This is a genomic window from Paraburkholderia sp. D15, assembly GCF_029910215.1.
Lineage (GTDB): Bacteria > Pseudomonadota > Gammaproteobacteria > Burkholderiales > Burkholderiaceae > Paraburkholderia.
Genome location: NZ_CP110396.1, coordinates 3,296,478 through 3,309,575, shown reverse-complemented (window position 1 = coordinate 3,309,575; position 13,098 = coordinate 3,296,478). Strand labels below are relative to the sequence as shown.

The following is a 13,098-nucleotide window of genomic DNA, read 5'->3' as shown; positions in this document are numbered from 1 at the left end:
GCGTATCGCGTTCACCGCAACCACGGCTCCACGCGGTTACTGTCCGCCTTGCCGTATTTGCTGCTCGCCTCGATCAGCACACCTTCATCGAGGCTCCGTTCGTCGACCAGCGCTTTCAATGCGGCCAGCGCGATCGACGCGCGGTCGACTTCGAAGAATGCGCGCAGCGCGGCGCGCGTGTCGCTACGGCCGAAGCCGTCGGTGCCGAGCGTGACGTACTTGCGCGGCACGTAGGCGCGGATCATTTCCGGCAGCGCGCGAACGTAGTCGGTTGCCGCGATCACCGGTCCTCGCGAACCGTCGAGTGCCGCGGTGACGTACGGTGTTATCTGCGCCCCGTCCTGGAACAGCCGTTGAGTGCGCTCCGCTGCCGCGCCGTCGCGATGCAGTTCCGTAAAGCTCGTCACGCTCCACACGGCCGCATCGATGTTCCAGTCGTCCTTCAGCATGCCGGCAGCGGCGATGACTTCACCGAGAATCGCACCGGCGCCCAGCAACTGCACCTGTGCCGTATCGCGTTTCGCCGGGTCCAGCAGATACATGCCCTTGAGCACGCCTTCGCGCACCTGCTGCTCGTCGGCGAGCGACGGCTGCGCATAGTTCTCGTTCGTGACCGTCAGGTAGTAGAAGACGTCTTGCTGTTGTTCGATCATCTGCCGCATGCCTTCGTCGACGATGATCGCGATCTCGTAGGCAAAAGCCGGGTCGTAGGCGCGGCAGTTCGGTACGGTCGACGCCACCAGCAGGCTGCTTCCGTCCTGGTGCTGAAGCCCTTCGCCGCCGAGCGTCGTCTTGCCCGACGTCGCGCCCACGAGGAACCCACGCGCGCGTTGATCCGCGGCTGCCCAGATCAGGTCGCCGATCCGCTGGAAACCGAACATCGAGTAGTAGATGTAGAACGGCAGCATCTGCGTGTCGTGCACGCTGTACGACGTGGCCGCCGCGATCCATGACGATACGGCGCCCGCTTCCGAAATCCCCTCTTCCAGTATCTGACCGCCGGTATCTTCACGGTAGTACAGCATCGAGCCGAGATCTTCCGGCTCGTACAGTTGCCCCAGCGGCGAGTAGATGCCGACCTGCCGGAACATGTTCGCCATGCCGAAGGTGCGCGCTTCGTCCGCGACGATCGGCACGACGCGGGAGCCGAGCGACGGATCCTTCAGCAGCCCCGTCAACATGCGGACGATCGCCATCGTCGTCGACGTTTCCTTGCCGTTCGAATCCAGCGCGAATTGCCCCCAGGACGACAGCGCCGGCACGGTCAACGGTTGCGACGCCACTTTACGGCGGCGCGGCAGATAACCGCCGAGCGCGGCGCGCTTTTCGTGCAGGTAGCGCATTTCCGGCGTCGAGTCGGCCGGCTTGTAGAAGCGCACGTGATCGACATCGTCGTCGGTCAGCGGCAAGCGGAAGCGGTCGCGGAATGCCTTCAGTTGCTCGATGTCGAGCTTCTTCTGCTGGTGCGTCGTCATTCGCCCCTGGCCGATTGCGCCCATGCCGAAGCCTTTCATCGTCTTCGCGAGAATCACGGTCGGCTGTCCCTCGTGCTTGAGGGCGCGGTCGTACGCAGCGTGAAGCTTGCGCACGTCGTGGCCGCCACGGCGCAGGCGGTCGATATCGTCCGTGCTCAGGTGAGCGGCCAGCGCTGCCAGTTCCGGGTTCTGGCCGAAGAAGCGCTCCCGGTTATAGGCGCCGTCGTTGGCGGAGAAGGTCTGGAACTGGCCGTCGACCGTGTGATTGAAGGCGCGCAGCAGCGCACCCGTGCGATCGCGCGCGAACAGTTCGTCCCAATCCGAACCCCATACCACCTTGATGACGTTCCAACCCGCGCCGGTGAACTGGGCTTCGAGTTCGTCGATGATCCGGCCGTTACTGCGCACCGGTCCGTCGAGCCGCTGAAGATTGCAGTTGATCACGAACACCAGGTTGTCCAGGCTTTCGCGGGATGCCAGCGACAACGCGCCGATGGATTCGGGTTCATCCATCTCGCCGTCGCCGAAGAATCCCCATACCTTGCGGCCCTCGGTTTTAGCGAGACCGCGATTGTGCAGGTAGCGCATGAAGCGCGCCTGGTAGATCGAGTTGATCGGACCGATCCCCATCGAGCCCGTTGGGAATTGCCAGAAGTCCGGCATCAGCCACGGGTGAGGATAGGAACAGAGCCCTGGGCCCGTGATTTCCTGCCGGTAGTGCTCAAGGTTCTTTTCGTCGAGAAACCCCTCGAGATAGGCGCGCGCGTACACGCCCGGCGACGAGTGAGGCTGGAAATAGACCAGGTCGCCACCCGTTTCGTGATTGGCTGCACGGAAGAAATGATTGAAGCCGACTTCGAACAGATCGGCCGCCGACGCGTAGCTGGCAATATGGCCGCCCAGCTCGCCATAGGCCCGGTTGGCCCGCACCACCATGGCCAGCGCGTTCCAGCGCAGCGCGGCGGCGAGTTTTTCCTCGATGCCGATATCGCCCGGATAAGGCGGCTGCTGCTCGACGGGAATGGTGTTCGTATAGGGCGTCACGCTCGCGCGGGCCGTCGCGATTCCGTTGGCGAGCGCGTGCGACGCAAGACGGTCGAAGAGATACTGGGCGCGATCGCGGCCGACGTGATGAACGACGGCGTCCAGCGCCGACAGCCATTCCGCCGTCTCCTGCGGATCGCCGTCTTCCGTGGTCTGGATACTGGCGAGTATCGACTGTTCACGCTTCGACATATTCGTCATGCGACTGCTCCGTACAGGTACGTAAGTAAATTGAGCGGCTACGGCAAGTACTGCCGCGATTTCATCAGACCAGCGGGCGGTGTCGCCTTGCAATGAACAACGCACGTTGCGCTGCGCTGGAGATGCCCGGCATGACCGGCATAAGGTTAATCCCGATCAGTATCGAACCTGAAAAACGTTCTGTATATTTTTTTATGAGGAATGCTTCCATACGGTCAGCGTATGGTTCCGCGTCGCAGTTCGACACGTCGAAACGTCACGCTAGCGCCTGACCAAGCCTGTGGGAAAGAACCGGACAGCAACCCGACAGTCGCCCCCACCATCTGTTCACGCATCGACCCGTTAGCCCTCGCCTAACGGGGACTTCCAGAATCAATCATTGGCGCCCGGCAGCCGGCAACCGACACTGGGATGCTGGCCGATGCACGCGTTCGCTAACGGCAAACCCAAGACATCGGCGCAGTACGCCATATCAAACAGAGCCGTGCATGAACGGTACGTAAGGAGACAGCCGTAATGGTGGTACAGAGTCTGCTAAATAGAAATCGTGGAGACGCCCCCGCTGTTTTGTCCGGCGAACAGTCGGCAATCGAATTGCCACGTGCCTACCGCCGGTCGTGGTACATCCTGCTGGTTGCATGGGTCGCCTATTTCATCGATCTGTTCATGCGGTACAACATTCCGACGGTGATTCCTATCCTGCAACGGGAAAACGGATGGAGTGCATCGACGATCGGCTGGATCGATGCGTCTTTCCTGATTGCGTATGCGGTCGGTCAGTTGCCGTGGGGCGTGGTCAGTGAACGTTGGCTCGGCGCGCGCTGGACCGTGACCCTGGGCACCGGTTTGATCGCATTTGCCAGCATTGCCTTTGCCGTTCACGCGAATAGCGTCGCGCTCGCCATTCTGGCCAGAGCCCTGATCGGTCTGGGTGCGGCAGCTGTCTGGGTGCCCGTGAACCCGATGCTGGCGCGATGGTTTTCACCGGCGCTACGCGGAACTCAAACGGGACTGATGGCGATGGGCGGCGCACTGGGTACCGGAGCGGGTGGCGCACTCATGCCGGTACTCATCACCGGCAGCGTTTCCCTGTTCGGGCTTTCGATGATCCAGTCGGGATTTCTCTATTCGGCCATTCCCGGCCTGATCATGATCGTGGTCGTTCCCCTCGTGCTTCGCGACAAGCCGGAGCAGATCGGTCTGATCTCCCTCGACGGGAACAAGTCGAAAGCGAAACATGCGGAGCCGGACGTTGACGCTTCCATGGCGTCGTTCTGGAACATCATGAAGCATTCGCGCTACCCGTATGTTCTGACCGTCTCCTACACCGGATTTATCGCTTGCAAGTATTTTGTGTGGACGTGGTTTGCAGCGTTTCTTGTCTCCACGTATCAGATAAAAATCGGTCACGCCGGATATCTGTGGGCGTTTGTCGCGGCAGTTCCCGCGGCATTGTGCCAGCCGCTCGCGGGCCTCGCCTCGGACCGCTTCGGACATCGACGGTCGCTGATGATTTCACTCTCCATCGTTGCGCTGATCTGCCTGCTCTTCGTGAGCTATACCCTACTGGGCCCCCGCTGGGTGCCCGCATGGGTAGTACTGGCCACGGCGGTTTTGTTCTCGATATTCGTCAACATGTGGATCATCGTCTGGCCGCTGACCACCACGCTTTTTCCCACTACCGCCGCGGGGCCAATCGGCGGCTTGATGAACACGGTCGCTCAGATTTGTGGCTCATTGGCGCCCGTGGTGTCCGGCTACTTCATCGACGTCACCCACTCGTATGTGGGTGTGTTCGTAGCCGGGATGGTCTGTGCGCTGGTCGGGATAAGTGCGGCGAGACTTCTGCCCGTCACGGCCACCGCCGGTCGAGCTTAAGAAGCGAACGGATTGGCGTGAATCAAATGGGTGGCCCGATTCCGTCCTCACGGACGGAATCGGATTTCTGCGCCTATTCCGCTAGCTGACGCAATCGCAACTCCGCTGCTGCCAGGAGTGCCGATACCGCGACAACCTCGGCAGCCTGGCCGACATCGTCAACGGCAAGCGACGACGGCGCAATTCTGAGCACACTGTCGGTAGGATCAATCCCGCCGGGGAACGGCGCTCCCGCGGGCGTCAACGTGACGCCCGCCTGTTTCGATAACTCGACAACGCGCTTCGCCGTTCCATGTAATACATTCAGCGTAATGAAGTACCCGCCCTTTGGCTGCGTCCAGGATGCCACGCCAGTTCCTTCCAGCAACCTGCGGAAATTCCGCTCGACAATGCCGAAGCGCGGCGCCAGAAGTTCCTTGTGACGTTGCATCAGCGCCTTCAAACCGTCTGAATTGCGCAGGAATCTCAAGTGACGAAGCTGGTTGACCTTATCGGGTCCAACGCTTCGCACCGAGGCATGACGCAGCCACCACCGGATGTTCTCGCGGGAACTGCCCAGCATGGACAAGCCGGCGCCCGCGAAGGTTATCTTCGACGTGGAGCCGAAGACCAACGGCCTGTTTTCGTTCCCATACTCCTCGCATAAGGCAACGACATTCGCGATCTGTACGGCTTCATCGGTAAGATGATGCAGCCAATATGCGTTGTCCCAGAACAGGCGGAAGTCGTCTGCGGCAGTGCGCATCGAGGCGAGTGCGCGTATCTTGCTTTCCGAGTACGTGGCGCCGGTTGGGTTGCTGTACTTCGGCACGCACCACATCCCCTTTATCGATTCATCGCCGGCGACGGCGTCCCGCACGAATTCGACATCCGGCCCATCGGCATGCATGGGGACTGGAATCATCCTGATGCCGAACGCCTCGCATATCGAAAAATGGCGGTCGTATCCCGGAACCGGGCAGAGAAATGCGACTCCGCCTCGCACCCGATGCCACGGTGTACCGCCATTCACGCCTGCCCTCCATGCGTGACTCACGCAATCGTACATAAGCGCCAGGCTGGAATTCCCGTCGACCACGAGGTTCTCGGGACTGATCTCCATGCTTTCCGAAAAAAGCGCCCTGACCTCGCGCAATCCTTGTTGCCCCATGTAGTTGCGCACATCCACGCCGTCTGCCGACATGAAGTCCGCCGCGCCTGGCAAACTCAATAGATCATCGGAAAGCTCAACCTGCTCGGGAGACGGAACGCCCCGTGCAATATTCAGATTCAGTTTTAGATGCTGAAGCGAGCTGTAGCGCACCTTCAACGTGCTATGGAGTTCGTCGAGTGCCTTTCGATCGCATGTTGAAATGTTCTGCATTTGTCTTCTGTTCCAGTGATTGAAAACGAGTGCCGACGCGAACGGATTTACTGAAGAAATATTGTCTGATGTAGAGCGTTTTCGCATTCCCTATTTCGTATCGACGTGCGGATGCGTTGCCTGGAAAATTTCTTCGCCATGCGGTTCATGCGTCACTTCGCGCGAGTCATGCGAGGGGTGTTTAGTCTTGCGACACGATACGCAGGTTGCCGGCTGTCGCCGCTCGATAGTTGATCAGAGATGCCGGCCGCGTTGCCGGTGTGACGTCACGATATAGGCTCGACATATCCGGGAAATTTGGTGTTTACCCTGAACACGATTGGCGTGGCATGGCTTGGGGCAAAACCGTCATCAGGTAGCCCTGAAGGTAGCGATTCCGTCCAGACACTGCGGGGCTAATCGGTCGAGTCCTTCAGGCTGCATGTTTTGACATGCTATCCCGCGTTTTCCGTGATTGACGACGCAGCGTGGAATCGCCAGAACCCCTGCCTGGTATGGAATATGGACAGGGCGAGAGGTTTGAATGGCACGGTGTACCTGCGCGTCGGCATACGTGCGTCCAGTCACGTGACAAGGTCGAACTTAACCTGCTCCACCGGAGTTGCAGGTTAGCTCGACCCTGACTGTGTTAATGCGCCGTTAATGTCCACTTTCAAAGATACGAACGGCGGAAATACGACAATCACATCTTCACGACGTCGAGCAGCGTCTTCTTGCCCGCCTTGAAGACATAGAGCGAGATTACACCGTGACGCAAATCGCCTTTCGAGTCGAAAGTCGTTTCGCCAACCACGCCGTGATAGTCCGTATCCGGCATGGCGGCCAGAATTTTCGCGGGCGAGACCGATTGCGAACGCTTCATCGCGTCCACGATGATGTACACCGCGTCATAGGCAAACGGCGCATCGATCTGGATGGGTTGCCCGAAGCGCTTCTTATACTTTGCTTCGAACGTCTTGCCGCCGACCATTTTTTCGAGCGCTACCCCTGCTTCCGAACAGATGATGTTGTCGGTGGCGTCGCCGGCCAGGTCGGACAGCTTGTCGGTACATAAGCCATCGCCCGCCAGAATCTTGGCGCGCACGCCCAGTTGTTTCGCCTGTTTCGCGAACGGACCGCCCGTGGAGTCCGAACCGCCGTACATGATCGCATCGGGATTCTCTCCCTTGATCTTCGTCAGAATCGCGCGGAAGTCGACGGCCTTGTCGTTGGTGGCGTCGTGCGACATCACGTTCAGACCTAGCGACTTCGCCGTCCTTTCGAATTCGTTCGCGAGACCCTGGCCGTATTGGGTGGCATCGTCGACGATCGCGACGCTTTTCACCTTCAGATCTTTCGCAGCGTAGTTGGCCAATGCCGGACCTTGCTGGGCGTCGGTCGCGACGACCCGGTAAGTGGTTTTGAAACCTTGCTGCGTATAGGCCGGATTGGTCGACGACGGCGAAATCTGCACGATACCTGCATCGCTGTAGATCTTCGAAGCGGGAATGGACGTACCCGAAGTCAAATGTCCGACGACGCCCACGACGTTGTCGTCCACCAGCCTTTGCGCGACCTGGGTTGCCGTACGCGGATCGGCCGCGTCGTCTTGCGCGTCGAGTTGCAGCGTGATTTTCTGGCCGCCGATCGTGAGGCCTTTGGCGTTGATTTCCTCGACAGCCAGGCGCGCGCCGTTTTCGTTGTCTTTGCCCATATGCGCAATGCCGCCGGTCAACGGAGCAACGTGACCGATTTTCACGACTTCGTCCGCGGAAGCGGTAGCGACGCCGCCACTGGATAGAGCGACCGCAACGCCGATCGACAGCAGTTCACGAATCCTGGTGTTCATAACATGCCTCTTGTCTGTCTCGAGTCTTCGTATAGGAGGGACGGCACCTTGACTCGTATAAGGTGCCGGTATGAAGCAACCGGTGCGATCTGCGCGCGTCGACAGAAGCGCCTGTTCGAGCGAGTCGATGTTTGCTTCAGCTTTTACGAGTAACCGAAAAAGCGTGAGAGCGTGCGCCACATCTCGACGGGATTCGAGTACATCGGAAAATGGCCACAGGATTGAATCCTTGCAACCGTCACGCCGTTTTCGCGAAGCTTCGGCAAGTAGGACAGACCGTCGTTCTGCTCCCCGTGCATGAACAGCGTTGGGCAGGGAAGCGCCAGGAAGCGCTCCATCAGATGTCCATGGTCGGACAACTCGACCATCGACGCGAAGATGCCCTTCACCGCGCCAGCCCGCACTCGATGACGTAGATCCGCCGCGTAAAGCGCCGACGCGTAGTGGTTCGAATGCCACGTCCTTTCGATAAATTTTTCGAAGAAGACGTCGTCGTCATCGTTCGGAAAATCGACGACCTGACGGCTCAGGAAACAATCTTCGGGCGCGACATTGCCTTCGATGTCGGCAAAACCGAGTACGCGATCAGGCTCGGCGTCGGCCAGCATGAGCGCCGTCAATCCGCCCATCGAATGGCCCACCACATGAAAGGTGTCCACGGAGAAATGCGCGAGTAGACCGCGTGCCGTTTCCACGAGAAATGGGATCGAAATCTTCTTGAGGTCGGTGCATTCCGACGCGCCACAGCCGGGAGCGTCGTAGGCAATGACAGCATGCCCATCGAACTCGGGATGCAGGACGATGTCGGCATAGTCCTCCTTGGTCGAGCCGAAGCCGTGCAGGAATAGAATCGGCGGCTTCGGGCCGGGCCGGAACATCGTCGACAGTTTTAATCCGACGCCCTGCACGTCCAGATCGACGGTCGTCAGCGTGAGCGCCGCGTGGGTTTCCGACTTGATCGATGGGCGGGTGGCGTCAGGTGCGGCGTTGGTGTTCAAGCTTGGCATGATTGTCCGGATCGAAATCGATAACAATGCCGCCCCGAGGGCTGCGCAATATCCCCGAGACTTCGCTGCGTTTCAGTTTGAGCGGCGGTGCTTGCGTGTCGCCAGCCGGCGCGAACGCGTCAGAAGACTAGTGGGTCATGCGAGTGCCGTGTTGGGGCGCGTGACCCTACTGTCGAGCTGCCAATAAGATCTGTAAATTCCGAACAGCGGATGCGTTTGATACGCCAAACCTATCGAACGATGGCGCCGACTTGCGGCGCGACCGGTGCCAGAAGGATGGCGGTCAACGTACCCGAGGCACTGGAGCGGGAAGGCGTGGTGATACGGTCGTTTTCTTCATAGCATGCAATCACCGCAATGAATACCCGTCCATCATTTAAATAAACTTCATCAATATCTCCGCCGCCGCTATTCTGCATCCTTCTCCTCCTGCGCGGGATATCGATGGCGGAACTCTTTCTGGTGCGGCACGGACAGGCTTCGTTCGGCGCCGACAACTACGACCAGCTCTCCGAACGCGGCGAACGGCAAAGCCTCTGGCTAGGCGAGCACTTCGCCCGCAACGGTATTCGCTTCGACCGCGTGATCACCGGCACGCTCACGCGTCACACGCAAACGCTCGCCGCCATCCGTCGTGCGATGCCGGATACGCCGCCCGAATGCACGGTTCATCCCGGTCTCGACGAATACGATTTCCACGCGCTATTTCGCGCAATGGACGACGCCACGCATCGCGAAATCGCATCACGCGCACGTGAGCAACCGCGCGAATTCTTCAAGGCGCTACGCCAGATACTGCACGCATGGTCGCGCGGCGAACTCGACGACCGCGCGCCGGAAACGTGGCACGCATTCCAGCAACGCGTCGCCGCCGCACGCGACGCGATCCAGCAAGGCGACGCGCGCCGCGTTCTCGTCGTCACATCCGGCGGCGTGATCGGCGCATTCGTGCAGCAACTGCTGCAGGCGCCCGACGCGATGGCGGTCGAACTCAACCTGCAGATCCGCAACAGCAGCGTCACGCAGTGCTTCTTCAATCGCGAGTCGTGCCAGTTGTCGACCTTCAACACGGTCGCGCATCTCGACGATCCGCAGCGTCACGCCTATCTGACCTACAGCTAGTCCCACTTCCGATCCCGACCGATACCATGACGCGCGAAACGCCCAGCCCGACCGTCGACCTCGATCTCGACGTATTGACGCCTTATCTGCAGCAGCACGTGCCGGGATTCGCCGGCCCGGTGCAAGCGACAAAATTCGCCGGCGGCCAGTCGAACCCCACCTTCCTGCTCGCGACGCCGGACGCGCGCTACGTGCTGCGCCGCCAGCCGTCCGGCCAGTTACTCAAGTCGGCGCACGCGGTGGACCGCGAGTTTCGCGTGCTGCGCGCGCTGGCGCCGACGCCGGTCCCCGTCGCGCGTGCCTGGCATCTGTGCGAGAACCGCGAGATCACCGGCAGCCTGTTCTATCTGATGAGCTACGAGGACGGCCGCATCTTCTGGAACCCCGCGTTGCCGGACATCGAACGCGACGCGCGGGGCGACTATTTCGCGTCCATCATCGAGACGCTGGCCGCGTTGCACGACGTGAATGTCGACGCGGTCGGCCTCACCGATTACGGCCGCCCCGGCAATTATTTCCAGCGGCAGATCGAATTATGGACACGCCAGTACCGCGCCGCCGAAACCGGAAAGATCGCGCCGATGGAAGCGCTGATCGCATGGCTGCCCGCGCATTGCCCGGCCGATTCGCCGCGCCCCTCACTCGTGCACGGCGACTTCCGGCTGGACAACCTGATCTTCGAGCACGACGCGCCACGGGTGCGCGCCGTGCTCGACTGGGAGCTGTCCACGCTCGGCGATCCGCTCGCCGACCTCGCGTATTTCTGCATGTGCCTGCGTCTGCCGGCGAAGGGCAAGATTCCCGGCTTGCGTGGTCAAGACCGTGCGGCCCTCGGCATTCCGGACGAAGCAGCCATGATCGCGCGCTACTGCGAACTGCGCGGTTTGCCGGGCATCGCGAGCTGGAATTTCTATCTGGCGTTCAGCTTCTTTCGCCTCGCCTCCATCGCCCAGGGCGTGAGAGCACGCGCGTTGCAAGGCAATGCATCGAGCGCCGACGCTCACGAGGTGGGCAGCATGGTCGAACCGCTCGCGCAGCTTGCCGCCGAGTTGCTCGACTGATCCATTTTCCAGCAACGATTCCAAACTCAGGAGACAAGCTTGCCGACGAACCTGTTTGACCTCACTGGCCGCATCGCCCTCGTCACCGGCGCGAGCCGTGGCATCGGCGAAGCGATCGCGAAGCTGCTGGCCGGGCAAGGCGCTCACGTGATCGTATCGAGCCGCAAGCTCGACGACTGCGAGACGGTCGCCGCCGAAGTGCGCGCCGCGGGCGGCAGCGCCGAGTCATTTGCCTGCCACGTCGGGCGGATGGACGACATCGCCGCGATCTTTGCCCATATCCGCGACAAGCATGGCCGTCTCGACATCCTCGTCAACAACGCGGCGGCGAATCCGTACTACGGCCATATTCTCGACACCGATCTCGCCGCTTACAACAAGACCGTCGAGGTCAACGTGCGCGGCTACTTCTTCATGTCGGTCGAAGCCGGCAAGCTGATGAAAGCGCAAGGCCGCGGCGCGATCGTCAACACCGCCTCGGTCAATGCGCTGCAACCCGGCGACATGCAAGGCATCTACTCGATCACGAAGGCCGCGGTGGTCAACATGACCAAAGCCTTCGCGAAGGAATGCGGGCCGCTCGGCATTCGCGTCAACGCGCTGCTGCCCGGCCTCACGAAGACGAAATTCGCCGGCGCGCTGTTCGAAAACAAGGCTGTCTACGAACGCTGGATCGAAGCCATTCCGCTGCGCCGTCACGGCGAACCTCAGGACATGGCCGGCACCGTGCTGTATCTCGTCTCCGATGCATCGAGCTATACGAACGGCGAATGCATCGTGGTCGACGGCGGCCTGACGATCTGACCCACCCATCGCGAGAAATCCATCATGAATTTTGCCTACAGCCCCAAAGTGCAGGACCTGATCGACCGGGTGAGCCGCTTCATGGACGAACACATCGTCCCGCGTCAACGGCAATGGCTCGACGAAGTGCACGCGGGTCAGTACCCGGTCTCGTTCATGGAAGACCTGAAGGCGCTCGCCAAAGCCGAAGGCCTGTGGAATCTGTTCCTGCCGCATCTTCGCGAGGACGAACCCGGCACGCGGCTCACCAACCTCGAATACGCGCCGCTCGCGGAGATCATGGGACGCATCGGCTGGGCGTCCGAAGTCTTCAACTGCAATGCGCCCGACACCGGCAACATGGAATTGCTGCACATGTTCGCCACGCCCGAGCAACGCGACGCCTGGCTGGTCCCGCTGCTCGAGGGCCGCATTCGTTCGGCCTTCGCGATGACGGAGCCGGACGTGCCCTCTTCCGACGCGACCAACATCACCACGTCGATCCGCCGCGACGGCGACGACTACGTGATCAACGGCCGCAAATGGTTCATCACCAACGCCGCGCACCCGAATTGTCAGCTCTTCATCGTGATGGGCAAAACGGACCCGGATGCCGAGAGTCATCGTCAGCAAAGCATGATTCTGGTGCCTGCCGGCACACCCGGCGTCAAGATCGTGCGCAACATCCCGGTGATGAACCACGTGTCGCCCGAGGGCCACTGCGAGATCACCTTCAGCAACGTGCGCGTGCCGGCATCCAACCTGCTCGGCGAGGAAGGCAGCGGTTTCACGCTCGCGCAGGCGCGTCTCGGCCCGGGACGGATTCACCACTGCATGCGTTCGATCGGCGCGGCCGAACTCGCGCTCGAACTGATGGTGGCGCGGGCCCAGGAACGCAAGACCTTCGGCAAGTATCTGCACCAGCATGGCACGGTCGGCGAATGGATCGCGAAGTCGCGGATCGAAATCGACCAGGCCCGGCTTTTCGTATTGAGAACCGCGTGGCTGCTCGACGAAGTGGGCGCGAAGGCGGCCCGCAAGGAAATCTCGATGATCAAGGCACTGGTGCCGCAGGTCTACGCCACCGTCTGCGATCGCGCGATGCAGGTATTCGGCGCGATGGGCGTGAGCCCCGACACGCCGCTCGCCGATCACTGGACCTGGGCGCGCGCGTTGCGTTACGCCGATGGTCCCGACGAAGTGCATCTGCAAGCGATCGCCCGCATGGAAATCGCGGCCGGCGCGGCGAAGGCGGCTTCAGCGGCGGATTATCTGAACGCGCCGCTGCGCAACTGAAATAACCGAATCACCTGAAGCACCCCCACAAGTGGACGCG

At 60.9% G+C, this 13,098-nt stretch carries 11 protein-coding genes; 5 read left to right on the top strand and 6 right to left on the bottom strand.

All coding sequences use genetic code 11. The annotated features are described in order from the left end of the window. Window positions 1-11: 11 nt before the first annotated feature. Window positions 12-2,720: an alpha-ketoglutarate dehydrogenase gene (gene mdeB / locus LFL96_RS34450; protein WP_281002360.1), complete on the bottom strand. Its 2,709-nt coding sequence runs from the start codon at window positions 2,718-2,720 to the stop codon at window positions 12-14. Between the two features lie 64 nt (window positions 2,721-2,784). Continuing rightward, window positions 2,785-2,931 (bottom strand): hypothetical protein, encoded by a 147-nt coding sequence (locus tag LFL96_RS34445; protein ID WP_281002359.1) that lies wholly within the window; start codon window positions 2,929-2,931, stop codon window positions 2,785-2,787. Window positions 2,932-3,236: 305 nt separating this feature from the next. Between LFL96_RS34445 and LFL96_RS34440 the strand changes: the two genes are divergently transcribed. Beyond that, window positions 3,237-4,598 (top strand): MFS transporter, encoded by a 1,362-nt coding sequence (locus LFL96_RS34440; RefSeq protein ID WP_281002358.1) that lies wholly within the window; start codon window positions 3,237-3,239, stop codon window positions 4,596-4,598. Between the two features lie 73 nt (window positions 4,599-4,671). Here LFL96_RS34440 and LFL96_RS34435 read toward each other — a convergent pair whose 3' ends face one another. From LFL96_RS34435 to LFL96_RS34420, 4 genes are all read right to left on the bottom strand, one after another. Further along, window positions 4,672-5,961 (bottom strand): aminotransferase class I/II-fold pyridoxal phosphate-dependent enzyme, encoded by a 1,290-nt coding sequence (locus LFL96_RS34435; RefSeq protein ID WP_281002357.1) that lies wholly within the window; start codon window positions 5,959-5,961, stop codon window positions 4,672-4,674. Between the two features lie 682 nt (window positions 5,962-6,643). Continuing rightward, window positions 6,644-7,789: a branched-chain amino acid ABC transporter substrate-binding protein gene (locus LFL96_RS34430; RefSeq protein ID WP_281002356.1), complete on the bottom strand. Its 1,146-nt coding sequence runs from the start codon at window positions 7,787-7,789 to the stop codon at window positions 6,644-6,646. A gap of 143 nt (window positions 7,790-7,932) precedes the next feature. Beyond that, the gene (locus LFL96_RS34425) at window positions 7,933-8,796 is read right to left on the bottom strand and encodes an alpha/beta hydrolase (RefSeq protein ID WP_281002355.1); all 864 of its coding nucleotides are present in this window, start codon (window positions 8,794-8,796) and stop codon (window positions 7,933-7,935) included. Between the two features lie 230 nt (window positions 8,797-9,026). Beyond that, window positions 9,027-9,215: a hypothetical protein gene (locus LFL96_RS34420; RefSeq protein WP_281002354.1), complete on the bottom strand. Its 189-nt coding sequence runs from the start codon at window positions 9,213-9,215 to the stop codon at window positions 9,027-9,029. 25 nt (window positions 9,216-9,240) lie between these two features. Here LFL96_RS34420 and LFL96_RS34415 point away from each other — a divergent pair, with 25 nt between their 5' ends. The 4 genes from LFL96_RS34415 to LFL96_RS34400 are packed head-to-tail and all read left to right on the top strand — an operon-like array spanning window position 9,241 to window position 13,058. Next, the gene (locus LFL96_RS34415; RefSeq protein WP_281002353.1) at window positions 9,241-9,918 is read left to right on the top strand and encodes a histidine phosphatase family protein; all 678 of its coding nucleotides are present in this window, start codon (window positions 9,241-9,243) and stop codon (window positions 9,916-9,918) included. A 26-nt stretch (window positions 9,919-9,944) separates the two neighbouring features. After that, entirely contained in the window at window positions 9,945-10,979 is a 1,035-nt protein-coding gene (locus tag LFL96_RS34410) for a phosphotransferase (protein WP_281002352.1), read from the top strand. 39 nt (window positions 10,980-11,018) lie between these two features. After that, window positions 11,019-11,783 (top strand): SDR family oxidoreductase, encoded by a 765-nt coding sequence (locus tag LFL96_RS34405; protein WP_281002351.1) that lies wholly within the window; start codon window positions 11,019-11,021, stop codon window positions 11,781-11,783. A 24-nt stretch (window positions 11,784-11,807) separates the two neighbouring features. Beyond that, a complete protein-coding gene (locus LFL96_RS34400; RefSeq protein ID WP_281002350.1) occupies window positions 11,808-13,058 on the top strand; it encodes an acyl-CoA dehydrogenase family protein in 1,251 nt (416 codons plus the stop codon). Window positions 13,059-13,098: the final 40 nt, after the last annotated feature.